This window comes from Citrobacter rodentium NBRC 105723 = DSM 16636 (genome assembly GCF_021278985.1).
In the GTDB taxonomy this organism is placed as follows: domain Bacteria; phylum Pseudomonadota; class Gammaproteobacteria; order Enterobacterales; family Enterobacteriaceae; genus Citrobacter_A; species Citrobacter_A rodentium.
The window spans coordinates 4,524,730-4,544,578 of sequence record NZ_CP082833.1 but is presented as its reverse complement, the minus strand read 5'-3'; the positions used below and the strand labels follow the sequence as shown (position 1 = coordinate 4,544,578).

Genomic DNA, 19,849 nt, shown 5'->3' with positions numbered 1-19,849 from the left:
TATACAACGTCAAATTCATACTCAAATAATAATTTTTATTTTGCCTTTTACTGTGAGCAAGCAGAGTGAGCCATTATGAAAACTAAGATCTCCGATGCCGTGATGGCAACAGAGGTAAGTCGCCGTGGTTTGGTAAAAACAACGGCGATAGGCGGTCTGGCATTGGCCAGCAGCGCGTTTACCCTGCCATTCACCCGCATCGCGAACGCCGCGCAGGCCATCAGCCCGGCGCAGGCCAGTGAAAAAGTCATCTGGAGCGCGTGTACCGTCAACTGCGGCAGCCGCTGCCCGCTGCGTATGCACGTCGTGGATGGCGAAATCAAATATGTGGAAACAGACAATACCGGCGACGATAACTACGATGGCCTGCATCAGGTGCGCGCCTGTCTGCGCGGACGCTCCATGCGGCGTCGCGTCTATAATCCGGACCGCCTGAAATATCCGATGAAGCGCGTTGGCAAACGCGGCGAAGGAAAATTTGAGCGCATCAGCTGGGATGAAGCCTACGATATTATCGTCAGCAATATGCAACGGCTGATCAAAGAGTACGGTAACGAATCTATCTATCTCAACTATGGCACCGGCACGCTGGGCGGGACCTTAACCCGCTCCTGGCCGCCGGGAAAAACGCTGATCGCCCGCCTGATGAACTGCTGCGGCGGCTACCTCAACCATTACGGCGACTACTCTTCCGCCCAGATTGCCGCGGGTCTGAACTACACCTACGGCGGGTGGGCCGACGGCAACAGCCCATCCGACATTGAAAACAGTAAACTGGTTGTGCTGTTTGGCAATAACCCCGGCGAAACCCGTATGAGCGGCGGCGGGGTAACCTATTACCTTGAGCAGGCGCGACAGAAGTCTAACGCCCGGATGATTATTATCGATCCGCGCTATACCGATACTGGCGCAGGTCGCGAAGATGAGTGGATCCCGATTCGTCCGGGAACCGACGCCGCGCTGGTGAATGCGCTGGCGTATGTACTGATTACCGAAAACATGGTCGATCAGCCGTTCCTCGACACATACTGCGTGGGCTACGATGAAAAAACGCTGCCCGCCAGCGCGCCGAAAAACGGCCATTACAAAGCCTATATTTTGGGGGAAGGTAAAGACGGCATCGCCAAAACCCCTGAATGGGCGGCGCAGATCACCGGCATTCCGGCAGACCGCATCGTCAAACTGGCGCGTGAAATCGGCAGCGCTAAGCCTGCTTATATCAGCCAGGGGTGGGGGCCGCAGCGCCATGCGAACGGTGAAATCGCGACCCGTGCGATCTCCATGCTGGCGATCCTGACCGGTAACGTCGGCATTAACGGCGGCAACAGCGGCGCGCGCGAAGGCTCATACTCGCTGCCGTTTGAGCGGATGCCTACGCTGGAAAACCCGGTTGAAACCAGCATCTCCATGTTTATGTGGACCGATGCGATCGAACGTGGCCCGGAAATGACCGCGCTGCGTGACGGGGTGCGCGGCAAAGACAAGCTCGACGTGCCGATTAAAATGATCTGGAACTACGCGGGCAACTGCCTGATTAACCAGCACTCTGAAATCAACCGCACCCATGAAATCCTCCAGGATGACAAGAAGTGCGAAATGATTGTCGTCATTGACTGCCACATGACCTCATCGGCGAAATATGCCGATATTCTGCTGCCGGACTGCACCGCCTCTGAGCAGATGGACTTTGCGCTGGATGCCTCCTGCGGCAACATGTCCTACGTGATTTTTGCCGACCAGGCGATCAAACCGCACTTTGAGTGTAAAACCATCTATCAGATGACCAGCGAACTGGCGAAACGTCTGGGCGTTGAGCAGCAGTTTACCGAGGGGCGTAGCCAGGAAGAGTGGATGCGCCATCTGTACGAGCAGTCGCGTAAAGCTATCCCCGATCTGCCGACGTTTGAGGAATTCCGTAAGCAGGGCATCTTTAAACAGCGCGATCCGCAAGGGCATCACGTGGCCTATAAAGCCTTCCGCGACGATCCGCAGGCGAATCCGTTAACCACGCCGTCGGGCAGGATCGAAATCTACTCGCAGGAGCTGGCAGAGATTGCCGCCAGCTGGGAACTGCCGGAAGGGGATGTCATCGATCCGCTACCGATCTACACGCCGGGCTTTGAGAACTACAACGATCCGCTGACCAAAGACTATCCGCTGCAGCTGACCGGGTTCCACTACAAGTCTCGCGTCCACTCGACCTATGGCAACGTCGATGTCCTGAAAGCGGCCTGCCGCCAGGAGATGTGGATCAACCCGCTTGATGCGCAGAAGCGCGGGATCGCTAACGGCGATAAGGTGCGTATCTTTAACGGTCGTGGCGAACTGCACATCGAGGCGAAAGTCACGCCGCGTATGATGCCGGGCGTAGTGGCGCTAGGCGAGGGAGCCTGGTATGACCCGGATACGAAACGTATCGATCGGGGGGGCTGTATCAACGTTCTGACCACCCAGCGTCCGTCTCCTCTCGCCAAGGGGAACCCGTCACATACGAACCTTGTTCAGGTTGAGAAGGTGTAAGGAGTAACCGATGACAACCCAGTATGGATTTTTTATTGATTCCAGCCGTTGCACCGGTTGCAAAACCTGCGAACTGGCCTGTAAGGACTATAAAGATTTAACCCCGGACGTCAGCTTCCGCCGTATTTATGAGTATGCGGGGGGCGACTGGCAGGAGGACAACGGCGTCTGGCAGCAGAACGTTTTTGCCTATTATCTCTCCATTTCCTGCAACCATTGCGCTGATCCGGCCTGTACCAAAGTGTGCCCGAGCGGGGCGATGCATAAGCGGGAGGACGGCTTTGTGGTGGTGGATGAAGAGGTCTGCATCGGCTGCCGTTACTGCCATATGGCCTGCCCGTACGGCGCGCCGCAGTATAACGCCGCGAAGGGGCATATGACCAAATGCGACGGCTGCCACGATCGCGTTGCCGAGGGTAAGAAACCGATCTGCGTGGAATCCTGTCCGCTGCGCGCGCTGGACTTTGGCCCCATTGACGAACTGCGTAAAAAACATGGCGATCTGGCCGCCGTCGCCCCGCTGCCGGGCGCGCATTTCACCAGACCTAATATCGTTATTAAACCTAACGCCAACAGCCGCCCGACGGGAGACACCACGGGTTATCTGGCCAATCCGAAGGAGGTGTAAGATGGGAAGTGGATGGCATGAATGGCCGCTGATGATCTTCACGGTCTTTGGACAGTGCGTGGTGGGCGGCTTTATCGTTCTGGCGCTGGCGCTCATGAAGGGCGAACTGCGGGCGGAAACGCAGCAACGCGTTACAGTCTGTATGGTGGCGTTATGGGTGCTGATGGGGATCGGTTTTATCGCCTCGGTGCTGCACCTGGGGTCGCCGATGCGCGCGTTTAACTCGCTTAACCGCGTGGGTTCGTCGGCGCTGAGCAATGAAATCGCCAGCGGTTCGATTTTCTTCGCCGTTGGCGGTATCGGCTGGCTGCTGGCAGCGCTGAAAAAGCTCTCACCGGCGTTGCGTAACCTGTGGCTGATTGCCACGATGATTCTGGGCGTGCTTTTTGTCTGGATGATGGTGCGCGTGTATAACAGCATTGATACCGTGCCGACCTGGTACAGCGTCTGGACGCCGCTGGGCTTCTTCCTGACGCTGTTTCTGGGGGGACCGCTGCTTGGCTACCTGCTGCTGCGCGTGGCGGGCGTTGACGGCTGGGCCATGCGCCTGCTGCCGGCAATTTCTTTGCTGGCGCTGGTGGTGAGCGCCATTATGTCGGTGATGCAGGGTGCCGAGCTGGCGACGATTCATAGCTCCATACAGCAGGCGTCCGCGCTGGTGCCGGATTACGGCACGCTGATGGCCTGGCGCATTGTGGTGCTGGCGGTCGCGATGTGCTGCTGGATTGTCCCGCAGCTGAAAGGTTATCAGCCGGCGGTGCCGCTGCTGTCGGTGGCGTTCATTCTGTTGCTGGTGGGCGAACTGATTGGCCGCGGCGTGTTCTATGGCCTGCATATGACCGCAGGCGTGGCGGTAGCCAGCTAGCGTGCTGTTGATTGCCTGATGGCGATACGCTTATCAGGCCTACAGGATCTGCGTAACTTCTCCAGGCCGGATAAGGCGCTTGCGCCACCCTCCGGCAAAGAAAGATGGCCGGGGCGGTTGCCCCGGTTATTTACTTCTGTTTCGTCAGGGTATCGTAGCTGGTCATCAGGTTGCGGTAATCAGGGATATGGTTGGAGAACAGCGTCGCCAGCCCTTCAATATCATTACGCCAGTCGCGGTGAAGTTCACAGGCTACGCCAAACCACGTCATCAGCTGGGCGCCTGCCTGCGACATCCGATCCCACGCCGAATGGCGGGTTATTTCATTGAATGTGCCCGACGCATCGGTCACTACAAATACGTCAAAACCTTCTTCAATCGCTGAAAGCGCAGGGAACGCCACGCAAACTTCGGTGACCACGCCAGCAATAATCAGCTGTTTTTTTCCCGTCGCTTTGACGGCGTTGACAAAGTCTTCGTTATCCCAGGCGTTGATGTTGCCCGGCCTTGCGATGTAGGGAGCATCGGGAAACTGGGCCTTGAGTTCAGGCACCAGCGGACCGTTCGGACCCGTTTCGAAACTGGTCGTCAGAATGGTCGGGAGGTTGAAATATTTGGCTAAATCGCCGAGGGCAAGCACGTTATTTTTGAATTTATCGGGGTCGATGTCCCTGACCAGGGAGAGCAACCCGGCCTGGTGGTCCACCAGCAGAACCGCAGCATCATTTTTATCAAGACGAACATAAGGCCTGGCCATTTATTCTCCTTAAGAGAGTCAGCTAAGCACCCAACACCGATCGGGTGCGGAAGGGTCATTCAAAGCATAGAACGAAAAAAAATTGTCGGCAGGACTATGAGATTTTTCATCCAAACGAAACGCGCATATTTTTCGTGAGATCAATAAAAACAGGCACCTGAATTCGGTGATCTGCCGCTAATATATTTTCTTAATCAATAAATTGAATCGAAGTGGAAAAAGGGCCGCCGCGCCTCGGTTTCAGCCGATTGACAATGTTTTTGTTGGTGGCATGATGCGCGTGAAATTTTGAACTTCCTCACGGTTTATACTCATGTCCACCTATACCCGGCCCGTCCTGCTTTTGCTGTCTGGCCTGCTTTTGTTGACCCTGGCGATCGCGGTGCTGAACACGCTGGTCCCGCTCTGGCTCGCCCAGGAAAACCTGCCAACCTGGCAGGTGGGTATTGTCAGTTCGTCCTATTTCACCGGTAATCTGGTCGGCACGTTACTGACGGGATATTTAATTAAGCATCTCGGATTTAACCGCAGCTATTATCTGGCGTCGCTGATTTTTGCCGCGGGCTGCGTCGGGCTGGGCGTGATGGTGGGCTTCTGGAGCTGGATGGCCTGGCGCTTCGTCGCCGGCGTGGGCTGCGCGATGATCTGGGTAGTGGTCGAAAGCGCGCTGATGTGCAGCGGCACCTCGCGCAATCGCGGTCGCCTGCTGGCGGCCTATATGATGATCTACTACGTTGGCACCTTCCTCGGCCAGCTGCTGGTCAGCAAAGTCTCTACGGAGCTCATGAGCGTATTGCCGTGGGTCACTGCAATGGTATTGGCGGCGATTTTGCCGCTGCTCTTTGCCCGGATCCTGCACCAGAGCGAAGAGCAGAACACCACGCCGGTATCGTCGATGCTGAAACTGCGTCAGGCGCGGCTGGGCGTCAACGGCTGTATTATCTCCGGGATTGTGCTCGGCTCGCTGTATGGCCTGATGCCGCTGTACCTCAAACACCAGGGGATCGGCAATGCCAGCATCGGCTTCTGGATGGCGGTGCTGGTCAGCGCGGGCATCCTGGGGCAGTGGCCGATTGGTCGTCTGGCCGATAAATTTGGCCGACTGCTGGTGCTGCGCGTGCAGGTGTTCGTGGTAATTGTCGGCAGTATTGCGATGCTCAGCCAGGCGGCGATGGCGCCGGCGCTGTTTATTCTCGGCGCGGCGGGCTTTACGCTCTACCCGGTGGCGATGGCGTGGGCGTGTGAAAAAGTTGAACAACACCAGCTTGTCGCCATGAATCAGGCGCTGTTGCTGAGTTACACCGTGGGCAGCCTGTTGGGACCTTCTTTCACCGCGATGCTAATGCAGAATTATTCCGATAATCTGCTGTTTATTATGATTGCCAGCGTATCGTTTATTTATTTACTGATGCTGCTGCGTAATGCCGGGCATACGCCGGATCCAATTGCTCACGTTTAATACAGCGCAAACGGTAAGCACGCTTTTTTTGCATACCGTTTGCGTATATATGCGGGAAAATAATTAATTCCCCACCGTCTCTTCTGCCGCCTGAAAAATAAAATGTGCAGGCGGTTGGAGTTTTTCACTCCGCCAATATCGCTTTTCTCTTTTACCGCGCATAATCCTCCGCCTGATTTTTTAATATAAAAGCTTTCACGAAGGATTGCGTTATGGCGGGTGCACAGGAAAAACAGTTGCGATGGTACAACATTGCGCTGATGTCATTTATCACGGTCTGGGGTTTTGGCAACGTAGTGAATAACTATGCTAACCAGGGACTGGTGGTGGTTTTTTCATGGGTGTTTATTTTTGCTCTCTATTTTATTCCTTATGCCCTTATCGTCGGCCAGCTTGGGTCTACCTTTAAAGATGGCAAAGGCGGTGTCAGCACGTGGATAAAACATACGATGGGGCCGGGGCTGGCCTATCTCGCCGCCTGGACCTACTGGGTGGTGCATATTCCGTATCTGGCGCAAAAACCGCAGGCGATTTTAATCGCGCTGGGATGGGCGCTGAATGGCGATGGTTCGTTAATTAAAGAGTATACGGTTGTGGCGTTGCAGGGACTCACGCTGGTTCTGTTTGTTTTCTTCATGTGGGTGGCCTCCCGGGGGATGAAATCGCTGAAGATTGTCGGTTCAGTGGCGGGTATCGCGATGTTCGTGATGTCCATTCTTTATGTGGTAATGGCGGTAACGGCTCCGGCTATTACCCATGTGGAGATTGCGACAACCAACATCACCTGGCAAACGTTTATTCCGCATTTTGACTTCACCTATATTACAACCATTTCCATGCTGGTTTTTGCCGTCGGTGGAGCGGAAAAGATCTCGCCCTATGTTAATCAGACGCGAAATCCGGGAAGGGAATTTCCCAAAGGAATGCTGTTCCTGGCGGTAATGGTGGCCGTTTGCGCGATCCTTGGTTCTCTGGCGATGGGAATGATGTTCGATTCAGGAAATATCCCTGACGATCTGATGACCAATGGTCAATATTACGCCTTTCAGAAGTTAGGTGAATATTACCATATGGGTAATGTGCTGATGATTATTTACGCCGTTGCCAACACGTTAGGTCAGATTGCCGCGCTGGTATTCTCTATTGATGCGCCGCTGAAAGTGCTGCTGGGGGATGCGGACAGTAAATATATTCCGCAGCGTTTATGTCGGACTAATGCATCCGGGACGCCGGTAAACGGCTATATTCTGACGCTGGTGCTGGTGGCGATTTTGATAATGCTGCCCACGCTTGGTATTGGCGATATGAATAATCTTTATAAATGGCTGCTGAATCTGAATTCCGTGGTGATGCCGCTGCGCTACCTGTGGGTGTTTGTCGCCTTTATTGCCGTAATTCGTCTGGCGCAGAACTATCAGCCGGAGTATGTGTTTATCCGCAACCGGCCACTGGCGCTGACCGTCGGCATCTGGTGCTTCGGTTTTACCGCCTTTGCCTGCCTGACCGGCATCTTTCCCAAAATGGACGCTTTTACCCCTGAATGGACCTTCCAGCTGACGCTGAATATTGTGACGCCCTTTGTGCTGGTCGGTCTTGGGTTGATTTTCCCGCTGCTGGCGCGCAGAAAGGCCTTATGAACCGTGGGCGAAAAGCACGGCGTGTAGCTGCGCCGGGCTGCTGATTTGGGTTAATTGCGCCAGGCGCTCCGCTTTGTCCAGCCAGCATACCAGTCGTTGGATCGTAGCAATATGACCAGTGCTGTTGGCCGCCGCCAGCACGATGATCAACCGTATATCCGGGTGATCGGGAAAGTCGACTCCCTCCTGCAGGCTCAGCAACGAGAGGTGGGTTTCGTCGCAGATGACGCCTTCTTCCGGGCGGGCGTGCGGTAGCGCGAAACCGGGGCTGAGAATGTACCACGGCCCCAGTTTCTCCGTGGCGTTGACGATCTGATGGGCGTACAGCCCGTTAATCACGCCTTGCTCCGCAAGCGGCAGGCAGGCCAGCCTGACGGCCTGCTGCCAGCTATCGCACCGCTGCTGAAATTGCCAGGCGGAAAACAGGGAATGGGTCATCGTGTATCTCCTTTTACCGCAGGCAGGCCGTGAACGGCCTGCCTGATTCCCTTAGCGAAGCGCCTCAACCACCGCTGCAGCGCAAATGCCATATTTCTCTTTTAACTGACGGCTGTTGCCCGATTCGGTAAAAGTGTCGCGGGTGCCAAGGCGCGTCAGCCGGGCGCTCCCTCCCGTTTCCGCCAGCACTTCGGCAACTTGTCCGCCCAGCCCGCCGTTAATGGTATGGTTTTCGAGCGTAACGATGCGCGGGCAGTTGGCGATCAACTGCAGGAAAAGAATATGGTTAAACGGCTTCAGGGTGGCGACATGGATCAGCTTGCCGCGCTTGCCCTCCGCCAGCAGTTGCTCATAGCCGCTCGTCGCCTGTTCCAGCACGGTGCCTTCGTAGACAATGGCGAAATCGTCACCGGTATCGGCGACCGCAGCGATGTCGGTCACCCGGGGCACCGCCGATTTATCACGAACCGGCATGGGCTCGCGGGCGACACGGATATACACCGGGCCGATAATCTTTGCCGCCTGCTCAAACGCCGCTTCGATCTCTTCGGCGTCCGCCGGGGTTAAAATGGTGATCCCCGGCAGTACCCGCGTTAAGGCAAGATCTTCCAGCGCATGGTGCGACGCCCCGTCCGGGCCATCATCCATTCCGGGGTGACTACCCACCAGCTTGATGTTCACTTTGGCATAGCAGGCCTGGCGCAGCTGAGTCCACGCGGTGCCCGTGACAAACATGGCGAAGTTGACATAAAACGGGATGTTTCCCTCCAGCGCCTGGCCCACGGCGAAGCTCATGGCCGAACCTTCGGCGATACCCATTTCAAAAAATGCGTCAGGCCAGGCCTGCTGAAACTGATCTGTACGGGTGGAACTGGCCAGGTCGCTGTCGATGACAACAATAGGGTAGCCTTTTGCCTTCAGGGCGAGCAGGGCTTTACCGATCTCATCACGTGGTGCTTTCATTACTGAAGTTCCTCCATTGCCTGCTGATACTGTTCTGCACTGGGCGTTTTGGAATGCCACTCGCCGTTGTTTTCCATATAGCTGACGCCGCAGCCTTTGGTGGTGTGGGCGACGATTGCCACGGGGCTGCCTTTCAGGTGACGGGAGAGCATCAGCGTGTCGGCAACCTGGTGCATATCATTGCCGTTTTGCATTTCCAGCACGTGCCAGCCGAAGCTGCGGATTTTATCGGCCAGCGGCTCAAGATTAATCACCTCGTTGACCGGATCGTGTGAGGAGAAGCCGTTGTAGTCGATCACCGCCACCAGGTTGTCCAGCTTCATATGGCTGGCCTGCTGTAGCGACTCCCAAACTTGCCCCTCGTGCATTTCGCCGTCGCCAAGAATCGCGAAGACGCGATGCGGATCCTTTGCGCGCTTCTTCGCCGCTGCCATCCCCAGCGCGATGGAGAGTCCTTGTCCCAGTAAACCGGTAGTGGCGTCCACCTCTGGCAGCGACTTCACGCTGGGATGACCCTGCAGACGTGAGTTGATCTGCCGAAAAGTGCTGAACTCGCTGCGCGCGATGTTGCCCTTCTGGTAGAGCATGGCGTACTGGGCGGCTACCGCATGGCCTTTACTCATCACCACCCTGGCGCGCGGCGAGGCGTTCAGGTCAACCTCCTGGTGATAGATCCAGGTCAGGACGTCAATAATGGAGAGTGCGCCGCCGGGATGGCCGAGCCCCGATTCATAAATCATGGTCACGATATCGCGGCGGGCCGCCAGCGCACGGGATTTTAGTTGCTCGATGTTCATGTTCATTCCTTATCAGGGCAGCATTTTGCCGATGTAGTAGACAACAAGCCCAAGGGCGACAAAGTCGGTTTCCGGGAAGCTGGTGCCTGAGAGGCCCACGGACTCCATGATGGGATAAATCAGCGCGGGTCCGATGCCGATAAGAATGCCGGTAATAAAGCTCCCGGCGATAGCGCCCTTCCAGCCGCCCGAGGCGTTACCGAAGACCGCGGCGGTGGCGCCAATAAAGAAATAGGGAATGGCGACCGGAATAATCACCGTCTGGCCAATCAGCGCAAGCACGCCCATTACCACCAGCCCGCCGATAAACGAGGATATGAAGCCGAGTACGGTGGCGGTCGGCGCATAGGGGAAGACGACCGGACAGTCGAGGGCCGGTTTCGCATTCGGGATAAATTTCTCCGAGATGCCGAGAAAGGCAGGGACGATTTCCGACAGCAGCAAGCGCACCCCGGTAATGATGATGTAGAGCGAAGCGGTGAAGGTCAGCGACTGGAACAGCGGATAGACCAGCCAGTGCATCCCTCCCGCCACGACGGAGACAGCGGTTTTACCGGCGGCCAGCGCGGCGATGTAATAGAAAATGCTGACTGAAATAGAGACCGAGACGATATAGTCTTTAAAAATCCCCAGCCACCCCGGCAGGTTGAGCTTTTCGGTTGACTCCTTTGGGTCGCCCACCTTTGCGCCAATCCAGCCGGAAGCCGCGTAAGCCAGCGTGACGTAGTGGCCCATGGCGATCTCATCGTTGCCGGTGATTTTTCGCATCCACGGCTGGGCGATAGCAGGGTAAATACAGGCCGCCAGGCCGAGGAGCACCGAGCCGACGATAATCGTGACGCCGTCGCTATAGCCCAGCGCCTTCAGCGTGACGGTGAGCAGGGCGGATAAATACAAATTATGCTGACCGGTTAAAAAGATATATTTGAACGGGGTAAAGCGGGCGAAAACCAGATTCCAGCCAAAACCAATGACCATTATTAACGAGACGCACATGGCAAATTTGGTTTGCGCCAGACCGGTCAATGCTTCGGCCAGCGGCATGACTCCCTTCAGGCCGAAACCATCGCTGAACAGAGTCTGGAAATTGCCCAGCGAGGTGACCGCCAGGCCTGCGCCGCCGGCAAAAACCAGAAAGCCGACGATGGTTTTAAACGTGCCGGACAGCACTTTCTCAATCGGCTTACGCTGGATAAGCAGGCCAATAAGTGCAATAAAGCCAACTAAAAGTGGGGTTACACCCAGAATGTCGAATACAATAAACCTGAGGAGATCCATATTGCCTCCGGGAGAGTTTAGTTGCCCTGAATGACGCTGATGAGCGCGGTTTCCATTTCTTCGCTATTCATCAGGTCGGTAATGCCGATGGCTTTGAAGCCGGCGGCTTCGATTTCATCGGTGAGGTCGCGCATAGTGAGAACAAAGTCAATTCCCTGCCACGTGGCAAGCCCGGAAAGCACGTCGTGTTCCAGTTCGATATCCCAGCCGTGCTTATCGATAATTTTTTGCGCTTTGATTTTGAGCATTAAGGAACTGCCCATGCCGGTACGACAGACGATAAGACCTTTCATCAATTTTCTCCTGTTTTGTAAAAATAATTATTTTTGTTGTTCATTTTTGGAAAAAAATTATTATCGTAACCAGGACAGAAAGATGTGATTGTGTTTGCATTTTGAGCAAAAAGGCGAAAAATGAGTCAGATTAATGCTAACCTGCTGATAAATATCAGAAATGAAGTTGCCGGGCTTAGCCCGATCCTGGAAAAAGTCGGCCGCTTTGTCACTGAAAATCCTGATTTTGTGATGCGGCACACTATCACCGAGCTGGCGGATTCCATTGAAACCAGCGAAGGAAGCATCACCCGTTTTTGCCGGGCGTTTGGTTTTAAGGGTTTTTCTGATTTCAGAACCGCGCTGGCGCTGGAGCAGGGGGCCGCACGTCCGGAAGCGCAGGGAAATGAAGAGATTGCGGACGTGGTGACCAGTATTCGCGACAGCTACGCCATCATCAACAGTCAGGAACTGCAGGCCGCCGCCGCCTGGCTCAACCAGGTCAATAATGTAGCGATTTATGCCGTGGGTACGGCTGTTCCCGTTGCGCTGTTCCTGCAGATGAACCTGATAAAAATGGGAAAATCTGCGAGCTTCGTCGATCGTTTTTATCTCACTACCTCATCGGTAATGCTGGAGCCGCAGAGTCAGGGGGTGATTGTGGTGCATACTGAGCAGACCTCGGCGGATATGATGCAGGCGCTGGCGCTGGCGAAACAGCACGGCGCGCGTATTTTATCCCTGACGCGCGGCACCTTTGCGCCGCTCAGTCGGCTCTCAGACTGGAACCTGCAGGCGGCCGTGGCGCTGAAAGGAGAAGGGGAGTTTGGCTTTGCGGAGATCGCCGGGGCGATGATGGTCGCCGACCGCTTGCTGAACGCGCTGGAAGAGCAGGATGAGCGCTATGCTGAGTGCCGTAAAGCACATCAGAAGAGTATTTTCTCGATCGAGAGCGTGGCCAGCAAGCTGTCGGAATATTTTATGTCTTAGCCCTGCTATTCAATTGGCGCCAGATTTTTCGGGACGACGTATTGGTTGCCATCATAGCGTAAGGTCCAGCTGGCTTTTCCCGGTTTATCCTTCGCGGTGCATTCACCGTTGCCGTCAATATAAGCCGTGGATGCCACGCTTTTTTCACTGACGCGAATATCGGCATAACCCTTGTGGGAAGAGGTGCCTATAGCAAGGGTGCGTTTTATATCATTAAACTCGCCTGCGCACGTCCCGTCCCATTCGCCGCTGTTATCTTCCAGAATGATCCCTGGAAGCAGAGTACGCAGCTGATTATTTTCGATCACGTACAGGGAGAGTGCATCCTCGCGAAAAGGGTTAACGCGCGAGCTACCGTCACGAACGATATGCAGGCCAAACGCGATCTGGTCGGGAGTGACTTTCCAGCGTGCGGTATCAAGGGTGAGTCTGGTGATGCGAAAGGCATCATCGCTCATACGGTTGGGGAGATGCAATCGCTGCCTCACCGCCAGCGTAGCGGAATCCAGCACCAGTAGTTCCAGATCGCCGGTGTGGTCGTAATCCGTTTGTTCATTCGACATCAGCGGAACGGCGGCCAGCGTCAGTTCCGGTCTGGCGGGCCAGACGCGGCAGATAGCGCGCTGCGGCGAGGCGTTAGAGATCGTAATGATCTGCCTGTCGCGGATGGTGAAGCCATCCGTTGTTGGCGTGGCATCCGGCCAGGCGTGTTGAACGATAGCGTTGATATCGCAAGAATTGGCAGCATTCGCGCACTGCGCTGAGAAAAGGAGTATTCCTGATAGTAATAAACGCATAGCACGTCCTTCCCTGGTTAATGATGGCAGATAACAAAACGGCTGCTCATATGCAGCCGCTCTAAATTAATACATCACTTTATGACCGTACTGCTCCAGAATTCCCTTCACGCGTTCCATGGTCTCTTTTTTCGGCGGCTTCACGCCATCGAGCTTGTACTCTTCGCCCATCGCTACCCATTTATGCTTGCCTAACTCGTGGTAGGGCAGCAGTTCGATTTTCTCGACGTTGCCCATATCGCGGGTAAATTCGCCCAGGCGATGTGCGGAATCGTCATCATCTGACCATCCCGGCACAACGACATAGCGGATCCAGACGTTGACGTTTTTCTTCGCCAGATACTGGGCGAATTCCAGCGTACGGTGGTTGGAGACGCCAACCAGATGCTGGTGGATCTCGTCGTTCATCTGCTTCAGATCAAGCATGACCAGGTCGGTCACTTCCAGCAGTTCGTCGATTACCGGGTCGTAACGGCGCACAAAGCCGTTGGTATCCAGGCAGGTATGGATACCCTCTTTTTTACAGGCGCGGAACCAGTCGCGAACAAATTCCGCCTGCAGAATCGCTTCGCCGCCGGAAGCGGTTACGCCGCCGCCGGAAGCATTCATAAAGTGGCGATAGGTCACAACCTCTTTCATTAGTTCTTCAACGGTGACCTCTTTGCCGCCGTGGGTATCCCACGTATCGCGGTTATGGCAATACAGGCAGCGCATCAGGCAGCCCTGGAAGAAGGTAATAAAGCGAATGCCCGGACCGTCAACGGTGCCACAGGATTCAAAGGAGTGAATGCGACCAATAACTGACATTGCGGTGTTTCTCCAGATGTGGCCCATCCGGGGCCGTGTTGGCGCACAGCTCATGGGCTGTGTCGAGTCTGTTTTGGCAGATACCCTAAGTATAGATAGCTGACAAACCAGGCTGTGAGGGCGGGCTACTTGCTAAAAAGGCCCCACTTACGTGGAGCCTTTATTCTACGCTTTTTCAGTCAGACAGGGAATTACATGGTCTGAGTGAAAGTACGGGTGATAACGTCCTGCTGCTGTTCTTTCGTCAGGGAGTTAAAACGTACTGCGTAACCCGATACACGAATGGTCAGCTGCGGATATTTTTCCGGATGTTCCATCGCATCCAGCAGCATTTCGCGGTTCATGACGTTCACGTTCAGGTGCTGACCGCCTTCGATGGACGCTTCGTGATGGAAGTAACCATCCATCAGGCCCGCCAGGTTAGTCTTACGCACTTCGTCGTCTTTACCCAGCGCGTTCGGCACGATAGAGAAGGTGTAAGAGATACCATCTTTAGCGTAAGCGAACGGCAGTTTTGCAACGGAGGTCAGAGAGGCGACAGCACCTTTCTGGTCACGACCGTGCATCGGGTTAGCACCTGGTCCGAACGGCGCGCCAGCACGACGACCATCCGGGGTATTACCGGTTTTCTTACCATACACAACGTTAGAGGTGATGGTCAGAACAGACTGAGTCGGGATAGCGTTACGGTAGGTAGTGAGTTTCTGAATTTTCTTCATGAAACGTTCTACCAGGTCAACCGCCATGTCGTCGACGCGAGCGTCGTTGTTACCAAACTGCGGATATTCGCCTTCAATTTCGAAGTCGACAGCCAGACCGTCTTCGTCACGAATCGGCTTAACTTTCGCATATTTGATAGCAGACAGGGAGTCGGCAGCAACGGACAGACCCGCGATGCCACACGCCATAGTACGGATAACGTCACGATCGTGCAGCGCCATCAGCGAGGCTTCGTAGCTGTACTTGTCGTGCATGTAGTGGATAACGTTCAGTGCGGTGACGTACTGCTTAGCCAGCCAGTCCATGAAGTGATCCATACGCTCCATTACTTCATCGAAGTTCAGAACGTCGCCTTTGATCGGTTCAGATTTCGGACCAACCTGCATTTTCAGTTTTTCATCAACGCCACCGTTGATTGCGTACAGCATGGTTTTCGCCAGGTTTGCACGCGCACCGAAGAACTGCATTTGTTTACCAACAACCATCGGGCTTACGCAGCAGGCGATAGCGTAGTCGTCGTTGTTGAAGTCCGGACGCATCAGGTCATCGTTCTCGTACTGCAGAGAAGAGGTGTCGATGGACACTTTAGCGGCGAATTTCTTGAAGTTCAGCGGCAGTTTTTCAGACCACAGAACGGTGATGTTCGGCTCCGGAGAAGGACCCATAGTGTACAGGGTGTTCAGGAAGCGGAAGCTGTTTTTGGTCACCAGAGTACGGCCGTCAACGCCCATACCGCCGATAGATTCTGTTGCCCAGATCGGGTCACCAGAGAACAGCTCATCGTATTCCGGAGTACGCAGGAAGCGAACCATACGCAGTTTCATGACCAGGTGGTCAATCATTTCCTGAGCGTCTTGTTCAGTGATTTTGCCCGCTTTCAGGTCACGTTCGATGTAGGCATCCAGGAAGGTGGATACACGACCGAAGGACATTGCCGCGCCGTTCTGAGACTTAACGGCAGCCAGGTAACCGAAGTAGGTCCACTGGATGGCTTCCTGAGCGTTAGTCGCCGGACCGGAGATATCGCAGCCGTATTTCGCCGCCATCTCTTTGATCTGACCCAGCGCGCGGTGCTGTTCAGCGATTTCTTCACGCAGACGGATAGTCGCTTCCAGGTTTACGCCGTTCTCCAGGTCAGACTGCAGAGAGGTAAACTGTGCGAATTTGTCTTTCATCAGGTAGTCGATACCGTACAGCGCAACGCGACGGTAGTCACCGATGATACGACCACGACCATAGGCATCTGGCAGACCGGTCAGGACGCCGGATTTACGGCAGCGCAGGATGTCCGGAGTATAAACATCGAATACACCCTGGTTGTGGGTTTTACGGTATTCAGTGAAGATTTTTTTCAGCATAGGGTCCAGCTCGCGATTGTACGCTTTGCAGGAACCTTCAACCATTTTGATGCCGCCGAACGGGATGATCGCACGTTTCAGCGGAGCTTCAGTCTGCAGACCAACGATTTTCTCGAGCGCTTTGTTGATGTAGCCAGCGTCGTGAGAAGTGATGGTAGAAGCAACAGAGGTGTCAAAGTCAACAGGCGCGTGAGTGCGGTTTTCCTGTTTAACGCCTTCCATTACGCTGTCCCACAGAGTTGTGGTTGCTTCAGTAGCGCCAGCCAGGAAGGACTCGTCACCCTCATACGGAGTGTAGTTTTTCTGGATGAAGTCACGGACGTTTACTTCATTCTGCCAGTCACCTTTGGTAAAACCTTCCCAGGCTGTGGCTAACTTTTCATTAAGCTCGGACATGTAACACCTACCTTCTTAAGTGGATTTTTTATTTACTGCGCAGTGCAAACATCAGGATTAGTGATGATCGTTGCCGCGCAGATAAATGACCCAGTATGTCAACCCAACCAGTAAACCGCCGCCGATAATGTTACCGATCGTAACCGGAATCAGGTTATCAGTGATGAAGCTCATCACGGTCAGGTGAGAAAAATTTTCCGGAGTGGAACCGACTGCGGTCCAGAATTCCGGCGTAGCGAAATCACGGACAACAATACCCATCGGAATCATAAACATGTTTGCGATACTGTGCTCAAAACCGCTGGCGACAAACATGGCGACCGGTAAAACCATGATGAACGCTTTATCCATCAGGCTGCGGCCAGAGTAGCTCATCCATACGGCCAGGCACACCATCAGGTTAGCGAGGATACCGAGACAGACGGCTTCAATAAAAGTATGGTGCATTTTGTGGTCGGCGGTTTGCAGGACGTTAAGCCCCCACTGGCCGTTGGCGGTCATATACTCGCCGGAAAGCCACATTAATAGCACAAAGAGCAGACAACCTACCAGGTTGCCGAAATAGACGTTAAGCCAGTTTTTGGCTAACTGACCCCAGGTAATGCGGCCGCTGGCTTTGGCAACGACAATCAGAACGGTTGAGGTAAAGAGATCCGCGCCGCAGATCACGCACAGAATCAGCCCCAGAGAGAAGCAGATGCCGCCAACCAGTTTCGCCATACCAAAGGGCATCGTTCCCGTGCCGGTCGTCGCAGTGATATAGAAAACAAAGGCGATTGAAATGAATACACCGGCGGTAATCGCCAGGTAGAAAGTCTTAAGCGGATGCTTCGTTGCTTTATAGACGCCTGCCTCTTCGGCCACTTTGGCCATCGCAGCAGGGAGTAAAAGATCAAAAGGGTTGTCAGCTTTCACACTAACTCTCTCTTTATTAAGTCGGCGACGAGATACTAACAAAGCATTATAGATGAGAAATTGATACAGATCATATCTCGCCTGGCTTATAGGCCCGCAATACGCATGGTTTTTATGCGATTTCGGCGTAATTTACTGATTATTTTGATAAAAATAAATTTTAATTTTTAGCAAATGAGTTGAAAATTTTCCTTCATGCCTGGAACGGTTAGTTAATTAATATGGAGTAATCAACAAATAAAGTAACAAATTAACGATATTCACCGTAATAACAATTACCAATATTTAACCTTGTCATTACATCTATTTTTGTCTGCGCAAAAATAAGTGAAACGGGGCACTAAAAGCGCCCCGTAATATAGCCCAGACAATTATTTACGCCTACAGTCAGTACGTTAATTGTCTTTATTTTGACCAGAATGCCGCTTTGGCGCGCTGGAGCTTTTCATACGCTTTCAGCAGCGACTGATGTGCGGCGAATGCCTGGAGATCGCTGTCCACCGGCTGCAGGCCGTAGAAGGGCGCTTCACCGCTTAACGCCGCGCTTGCCGCTTCTACCGCATCCGCGCCGTACATCCGCACAAAGGCGTTCAGATACTGCAGCGGTTCACGTTCTTCTTCCTGTGAAAGCAGCAGCAACGTTTGCAGGCAACGGTAATAGTTCGCACGCTCCGGCGTAAAGACGGAGGTGTTGAATTCCATCGTCCACTCGGTCCAGATCAGCGCCTGTTCCTGATCGCCGCCCGCCAGCGCCAGCATCGCTTTCAGTTCGCCAATGCGCAGGGTATACCAGCCGTTATCCTGACCGGTCGCCAGCCCCAGCAGTTCACGCACGCGGGTAAAGTCGTCAAATCCTTCTTCATCCAGCTGCTCAATAAGGTTGAGATAATCTTCTTTATCCCAGCTGCTGCCCGGCAGTGAAAGCAGGGTTTCACGCAGATGGCTGCCCATGCTGTTATTCGCAAGCCACAAATCTTCGGCAGGATAAATATCAGACATCCCCGGTACGATGATACGGCAGGCGTAGACGCCGAGATGCTCGTAATCGGCGATATACACCTCTTTATCTTCGGCGTGGAAGATCGCCATCAGCGTCGCAAACTCTTCTTCTGTCGTGCCGGAGAAGCTCCAGTCAGCGAACGGGTAGTCGGCATCCTGTTTAAACAGATCCCAGGAGATCAGGCCGCTGGAGTCGATAAAGTGCGTCTCCAGATTAGTTTGCTCCGCCACCTCTTCATCATCGAAGGTCGGCGGGGTAAAGACATCCAGATCTTTCAGTCCACGTCCCTGCAACAGCTCGGTGACGGTACGCTCCAGCGCGACGCCGAAATCCGGATGCGCGCCAAAAGAGGCGAAGCAGGTGCCGTTAGCCGGGTTGAACAGCACGACGCAGATCACCGGGTATTTGCCGCCCAGCGAACCGTCGTAGGCAAAGATGGGGAACCCTTCGGCTTCCAGCTTCGCGATCGATTCCACCACCGACGGATAACGCGCCAGCACCTCGTTCGGGATCTCCGGCAGACTGATGCTTTCCGCAATGATGCGGTTTTTGACATAGCGTTCAAAAACTTCAGACAGCCCCTGGACGCGCGCTTCGTTGCGGGTATTCCCGGCGGACATGCCGTTAGAGACGTACAGATTGCCGATAATATTCATCGGAATATAGACCGTCTGGTTATCCGACTGGCGGGTAAACGGCAGGCCGCAGACGCCGCGCTCTTCGTTACCGGATTGAAGATCGATCAACATGCTGCCGGTCAGTTCGTTTTCCGGATCGTAGAAGGCGCGCAGACGTTCGTCGAGCAGCCCTTCCGGTACATCGTCATTTTCATTCAGCGGGAACCATTTTTCGTTCGGATAGTGAACGAACGGGCCGTTGGCGATGGTTTCACCAAGCCAGAAATCGGCGAAGAAATAGTTGGTGGACAGACGCTCGAAATATTCGCCCAGCGCCGAAGCCAGCGCGGCTTTTTTAGTCGCCCCTTTACCGTTGGTAAAGCACAGCGCGCACTCTTTATCACGAATATGGACAGACCAGACGTTCGGCACCGGATTCAGCCAGGAGGCCTCTTCGATATGAAAACCGAGGTCGAGCAGTTTTTGCTGGAAGCGAGCGATGGAGTCTTCCAGTGCGGCGTCTTTGCCGGGAATAAATGTTTGCGTCATGAAAATCACTTTTGTCGTACGGAAAGCGCGCAATGATACGGCTTTTAGGCGACGGACGCTATCGCCGCCACCGGCGCGGCGAAAAT

General features: G+C 54.3%; 17 protein-coding genes. 6 read left to right on the top strand and 11 right to left on the bottom strand.

Annotation, left to right across the window (positions count from 1 at the left end):
- Positions 1 to 75 precede the first annotated feature (75 nt).
- Genes dmsA through K7R23_RS21620 form a run of 3 tightly spaced genes read left to right on the top strand, consistent with a single transcriptional unit; the run spans position 76 to position 4,013 of the window.
- Positions 76 to 2,520, top strand: a complete 2,445-nt coding sequence (dmsA, locus tag K7R23_RS21630; protein ID WP_012905282.1) for a dimethylsulfoxide reductase subunit A — start codon at positions 76 to 78, stop codon at positions 2,518 to 2,520.
- A gap of 10 nt (positions 2,521 to 2,530) precedes the next feature.
- Entirely contained in the window at positions 2,531 to 3,148 is a 618-nt protein-coding gene (dmsB, locus tag K7R23_RS21625) for a dimethylsulfoxide reductase iron-sulfur subunit DmsB (RefSeq protein ID WP_012905283.1), read from the top strand.
- Between the two features lies 1 nt (position 3,149).
- On the top strand, positions 3,150 to 4,013 hold the full coding sequence (locus K7R23_RS21620; protein ID WP_012905284.1) for a dimethyl sulfoxide reductase anchor subunit family protein: 864 nt from the start codon (positions 3,150 to 3,152) through the stop codon (positions 4,011 to 4,013).
- A 130-nt stretch (positions 4,014 to 4,143) separates the two neighbouring features.
- On the opposite strand, the gene ycaC is transcribed toward K7R23_RS21620, so the two are convergent.
- Positions 4,144 to 4,770, bottom strand: coding sequence for an isochorismate family cysteine hydrolase YcaC (ycaC, locus tag K7R23_RS21615; protein WP_012905285.1), 627 nt, complete (start codon positions 4,768 to 4,770; stop codon positions 4,144 to 4,146).
- Between the two features lie 313 nt (positions 4,771 to 5,083).
- On the opposite strand from ycaC, the gene K7R23_RS21610 reads away from it, so the two are divergent.
- Positions 5,084 to 6,229 carry an MFS transporter gene (locus K7R23_RS21610; RefSeq protein ID WP_012905286.1) on the top strand — a complete coding sequence of 382 codons (1,146 nt, stop codon included), beginning with the start codon at positions 5,084 to 5,086 and terminating at the stop codon, positions 6,227 to 6,229.
- Positions 6,230 to 6,441: 212 nt separating this feature from the next.
- On the top strand, positions 6,442 to 7,866 hold the full coding sequence (locus tag K7R23_RS21605) for an APC family permease (RefSeq protein ID WP_012905287.1): 1,425 nt from the start codon (positions 6,442 to 6,444) through the stop codon (positions 7,864 to 7,866).
- On the opposite strand, the gene K7R23_RS21600 is transcribed toward K7R23_RS21605, so the two are convergent.
- Genes K7R23_RS21600 through K7R23_RS21580 form a run of 5 tightly spaced genes read right to left on the bottom strand, consistent with a single transcriptional unit; the run spans position 7,861 to position 11,635 of the window.
- On the bottom strand, positions 7,861 to 8,304 hold the full coding sequence (locus tag K7R23_RS21600) for a PTS sugar transporter subunit IIA (RefSeq protein WP_012905288.1): 444 nt from the start codon (positions 8,302 to 8,304) through the stop codon (positions 7,861 to 7,863). The genes K7R23_RS21605 and K7R23_RS21600 overlap by 6 nt on opposite strands.
- A gap of 51 nt (positions 8,305 to 8,355) precedes the next feature.
- On the bottom strand, positions 8,356 to 9,267 hold the full coding sequence (locus K7R23_RS21595; protein ID WP_012905289.1) for a transketolase family protein: 912 nt from the start codon (positions 9,265 to 9,267) through the stop codon (positions 8,356 to 8,358).
- Entirely contained in the window at positions 9,267 to 10,064 is a 798-nt protein-coding gene (locus tag K7R23_RS21590) for a transketolase (RefSeq protein WP_012905290.1), read from the bottom strand. Before K7R23_RS21590 ends, K7R23_RS21595 begins: the two co-directional genes overlap by 1 nt.
- Positions 10,065 to 10,076: 12 nt before the next feature.
- Positions 10,077 to 11,342 carry a PTS ascorbate transporter subunit IIC gene (locus K7R23_RS21585; protein ID WP_012905291.1) on the bottom strand — a complete coding sequence of 422 codons (1,266 nt, stop codon included), beginning with the start codon at positions 11,340 to 11,342 and terminating at the stop codon, positions 10,077 to 10,079.
- Positions 11,343 to 11,359: 17 nt separating this feature from the next.
- Complete coding sequence (locus K7R23_RS21580) at positions 11,360 to 11,635, bottom strand: PTS sugar transporter subunit IIB (RefSeq protein WP_024132576.1); 276 nt, start codon at positions 11,633 to 11,635, stop codon at positions 11,360 to 11,362.
- 120 nt (positions 11,636 to 11,755) lie between these two features.
- On the opposite strand from K7R23_RS21580, the gene K7R23_RS21575 reads away from it, so the two are divergent.
- Positions 11,756 to 12,604 carry a MurR/RpiR family transcriptional regulator gene (locus tag K7R23_RS21575; RefSeq protein WP_012905293.1) on the top strand — a complete coding sequence of 283 codons (849 nt, stop codon included), beginning with the start codon at positions 11,756 to 11,758 and terminating at the stop codon, positions 12,602 to 12,604.
- A gap of 5 nt (positions 12,605 to 12,609) precedes the next feature.
- On the opposite strand, the gene K7R23_RS21570 is transcribed toward K7R23_RS21575, so the two are convergent.
- From K7R23_RS21570 to ycaO, 5 genes are all read right to left on the bottom strand, one after another.
- Entirely contained in the window at positions 12,610 to 13,401 is a 792-nt protein-coding gene (locus tag K7R23_RS21570; protein ID WP_012905294.1) for a PA3715 family protein, read from the bottom strand.
- A 66-nt stretch (positions 13,402 to 13,467) separates the two neighbouring features.
- Complete coding sequence (gene pflA / locus K7R23_RS21565; protein WP_012905295.1) at positions 13,468 to 14,208, bottom strand: pyruvate formate lyase 1-activating protein; 741 nt, start codon at positions 14,206 to 14,208, stop codon at positions 13,468 to 13,470.
- A gap of 191 nt (positions 14,209 to 14,399) precedes the next feature.
- A complete protein-coding gene (pflB, locus tag K7R23_RS21560; RefSeq protein WP_012905296.1) occupies positions 14,400 to 16,682 on the bottom strand; it encodes a formate C-acetyltransferase in 2,283 nt (760 codons plus the stop codon).
- A gap of 57 nt (positions 16,683 to 16,739) precedes the next feature.
- Positions 16,740 to 17,597, bottom strand: a complete 858-nt coding sequence (gene focA / locus K7R23_RS21555) for a formate transporter FocA (RefSeq protein WP_012905297.1) — start codon at positions 17,595 to 17,597, stop codon at positions 16,740 to 16,742.
- A gap of 405 nt (positions 17,598 to 18,002) precedes the next feature.
- The gene (ycaO, locus tag K7R23_RS21550; RefSeq protein WP_012905298.1) at positions 18,003 to 19,763 is read right to left on the bottom strand and encodes a 30S ribosomal protein S12 methylthiotransferase accessory factor YcaO; all 1,761 of its coding nucleotides are present in this window, start codon (positions 19,761 to 19,763) and stop codon (positions 18,003 to 18,005) included.
- Between the last annotated feature and the right edge of the window lie 86 nt (positions 19,764 to 19,849).

Bases quoted from the DNA above. Each gene is read 5' to 3' on its own strand.
- ycaC (WP_012905285.1), bottom strand. From the start codon at position 4,770: ATGGCCAGGCCTTATGTTCGTCTTGATAAAAATGATGCTGCGGTTCTG.
- K7R23_RS21620 (WP_012905284.1), top strand. From the start codon at position 3,150: ATGGGAAGTGGATGGCATGAATGGCCGCTGATGATCTTCACGGTCTTT.
- ycaO (WP_012905298.1), bottom strand. From the start codon at position 19,763: ATGACGCAAACATTTATTCCCGGCAAAGACGCCGCACTGGAAGACTCC.
- K7R23_RS21575 (WP_012905293.1), top strand. From the start codon at position 11,756: ATGAGTCAGATTAATGCTAACCTGCTGATAAATATCAGAAATGAAGTT.
- K7R23_RS21585 (WP_012905291.1), bottom strand. From the start codon at position 11,342: ATGGATCTCCTCAGGTTTATTGTATTCGACATTCTGGGTGTAACCCCA.
- dmsA (WP_012905282.1), top strand. From the start codon at position 76: ATGAAAACTAAGATCTCCGATGCCGTGATGGCAACAGAGGTAAGTCGC.
- K7R23_RS21595 (WP_012905289.1), bottom strand. From the start codon at position 9,267: ATGAAAGCACCACGTGATGAGATCGGTAAAGCCCTGCTCGCCCTGAAG.
- K7R23_RS21605 (WP_012905287.1), top strand. From the start codon at position 6,442: ATGGCGGGTGCACAGGAAAAACAGTTGCGATGGTACAACATTGCGCTG.
- pflA (WP_012905295.1), bottom strand. From the start codon at position 14,208: ATGTCAGTTATTGGTCGCATTCACTCCTTTGAATCCTGTGGCACCGTT.
- K7R23_RS21610 (WP_012905286.1), top strand. From the start codon at position 5,084: ATGTCCACCTATACCCGGCCCGTCCTGCTTTTGCTGTCTGGCCTGCTT.
- K7R23_RS21580 (WP_024132576.1), bottom strand. From the start codon at position 11,635: ATGAAAGGTCTTATCGTCTGTCGTACCGGCATGGGCAGTTCCTTAATG.
- dmsB (WP_012905283.1), top strand. From the start codon at position 2,531: ATGACAACCCAGTATGGATTTTTTATTGATTCCAGCCGTTGCACCGGT.
- K7R23_RS21590 (WP_012905290.1), bottom strand. From the start codon at position 10,064: ATGAACATCGAGCAACTAAAATCCCGTGCGCTGGCGGCCCGCCGCGAT.
- K7R23_RS21600 (WP_012905288.1), bottom strand. From the start codon at position 8,304: ATGACCCATTCCCTGTTTTCCGCCTGGCAATTTCAGCAGCGGTGCGAT.
- pflB (WP_012905296.1), bottom strand. From the start codon at position 16,682: ATGTCCGAGCTTAATGAAAAGTTAGCCACAGCCTGGGAAGGTTTTACC.
- K7R23_RS21570 (WP_012905294.1), bottom strand. From the start codon at position 13,401: ATGCGTTTATTACTATCAGGAATACTCCTTTTCTCAGCGCAGTGCGCG.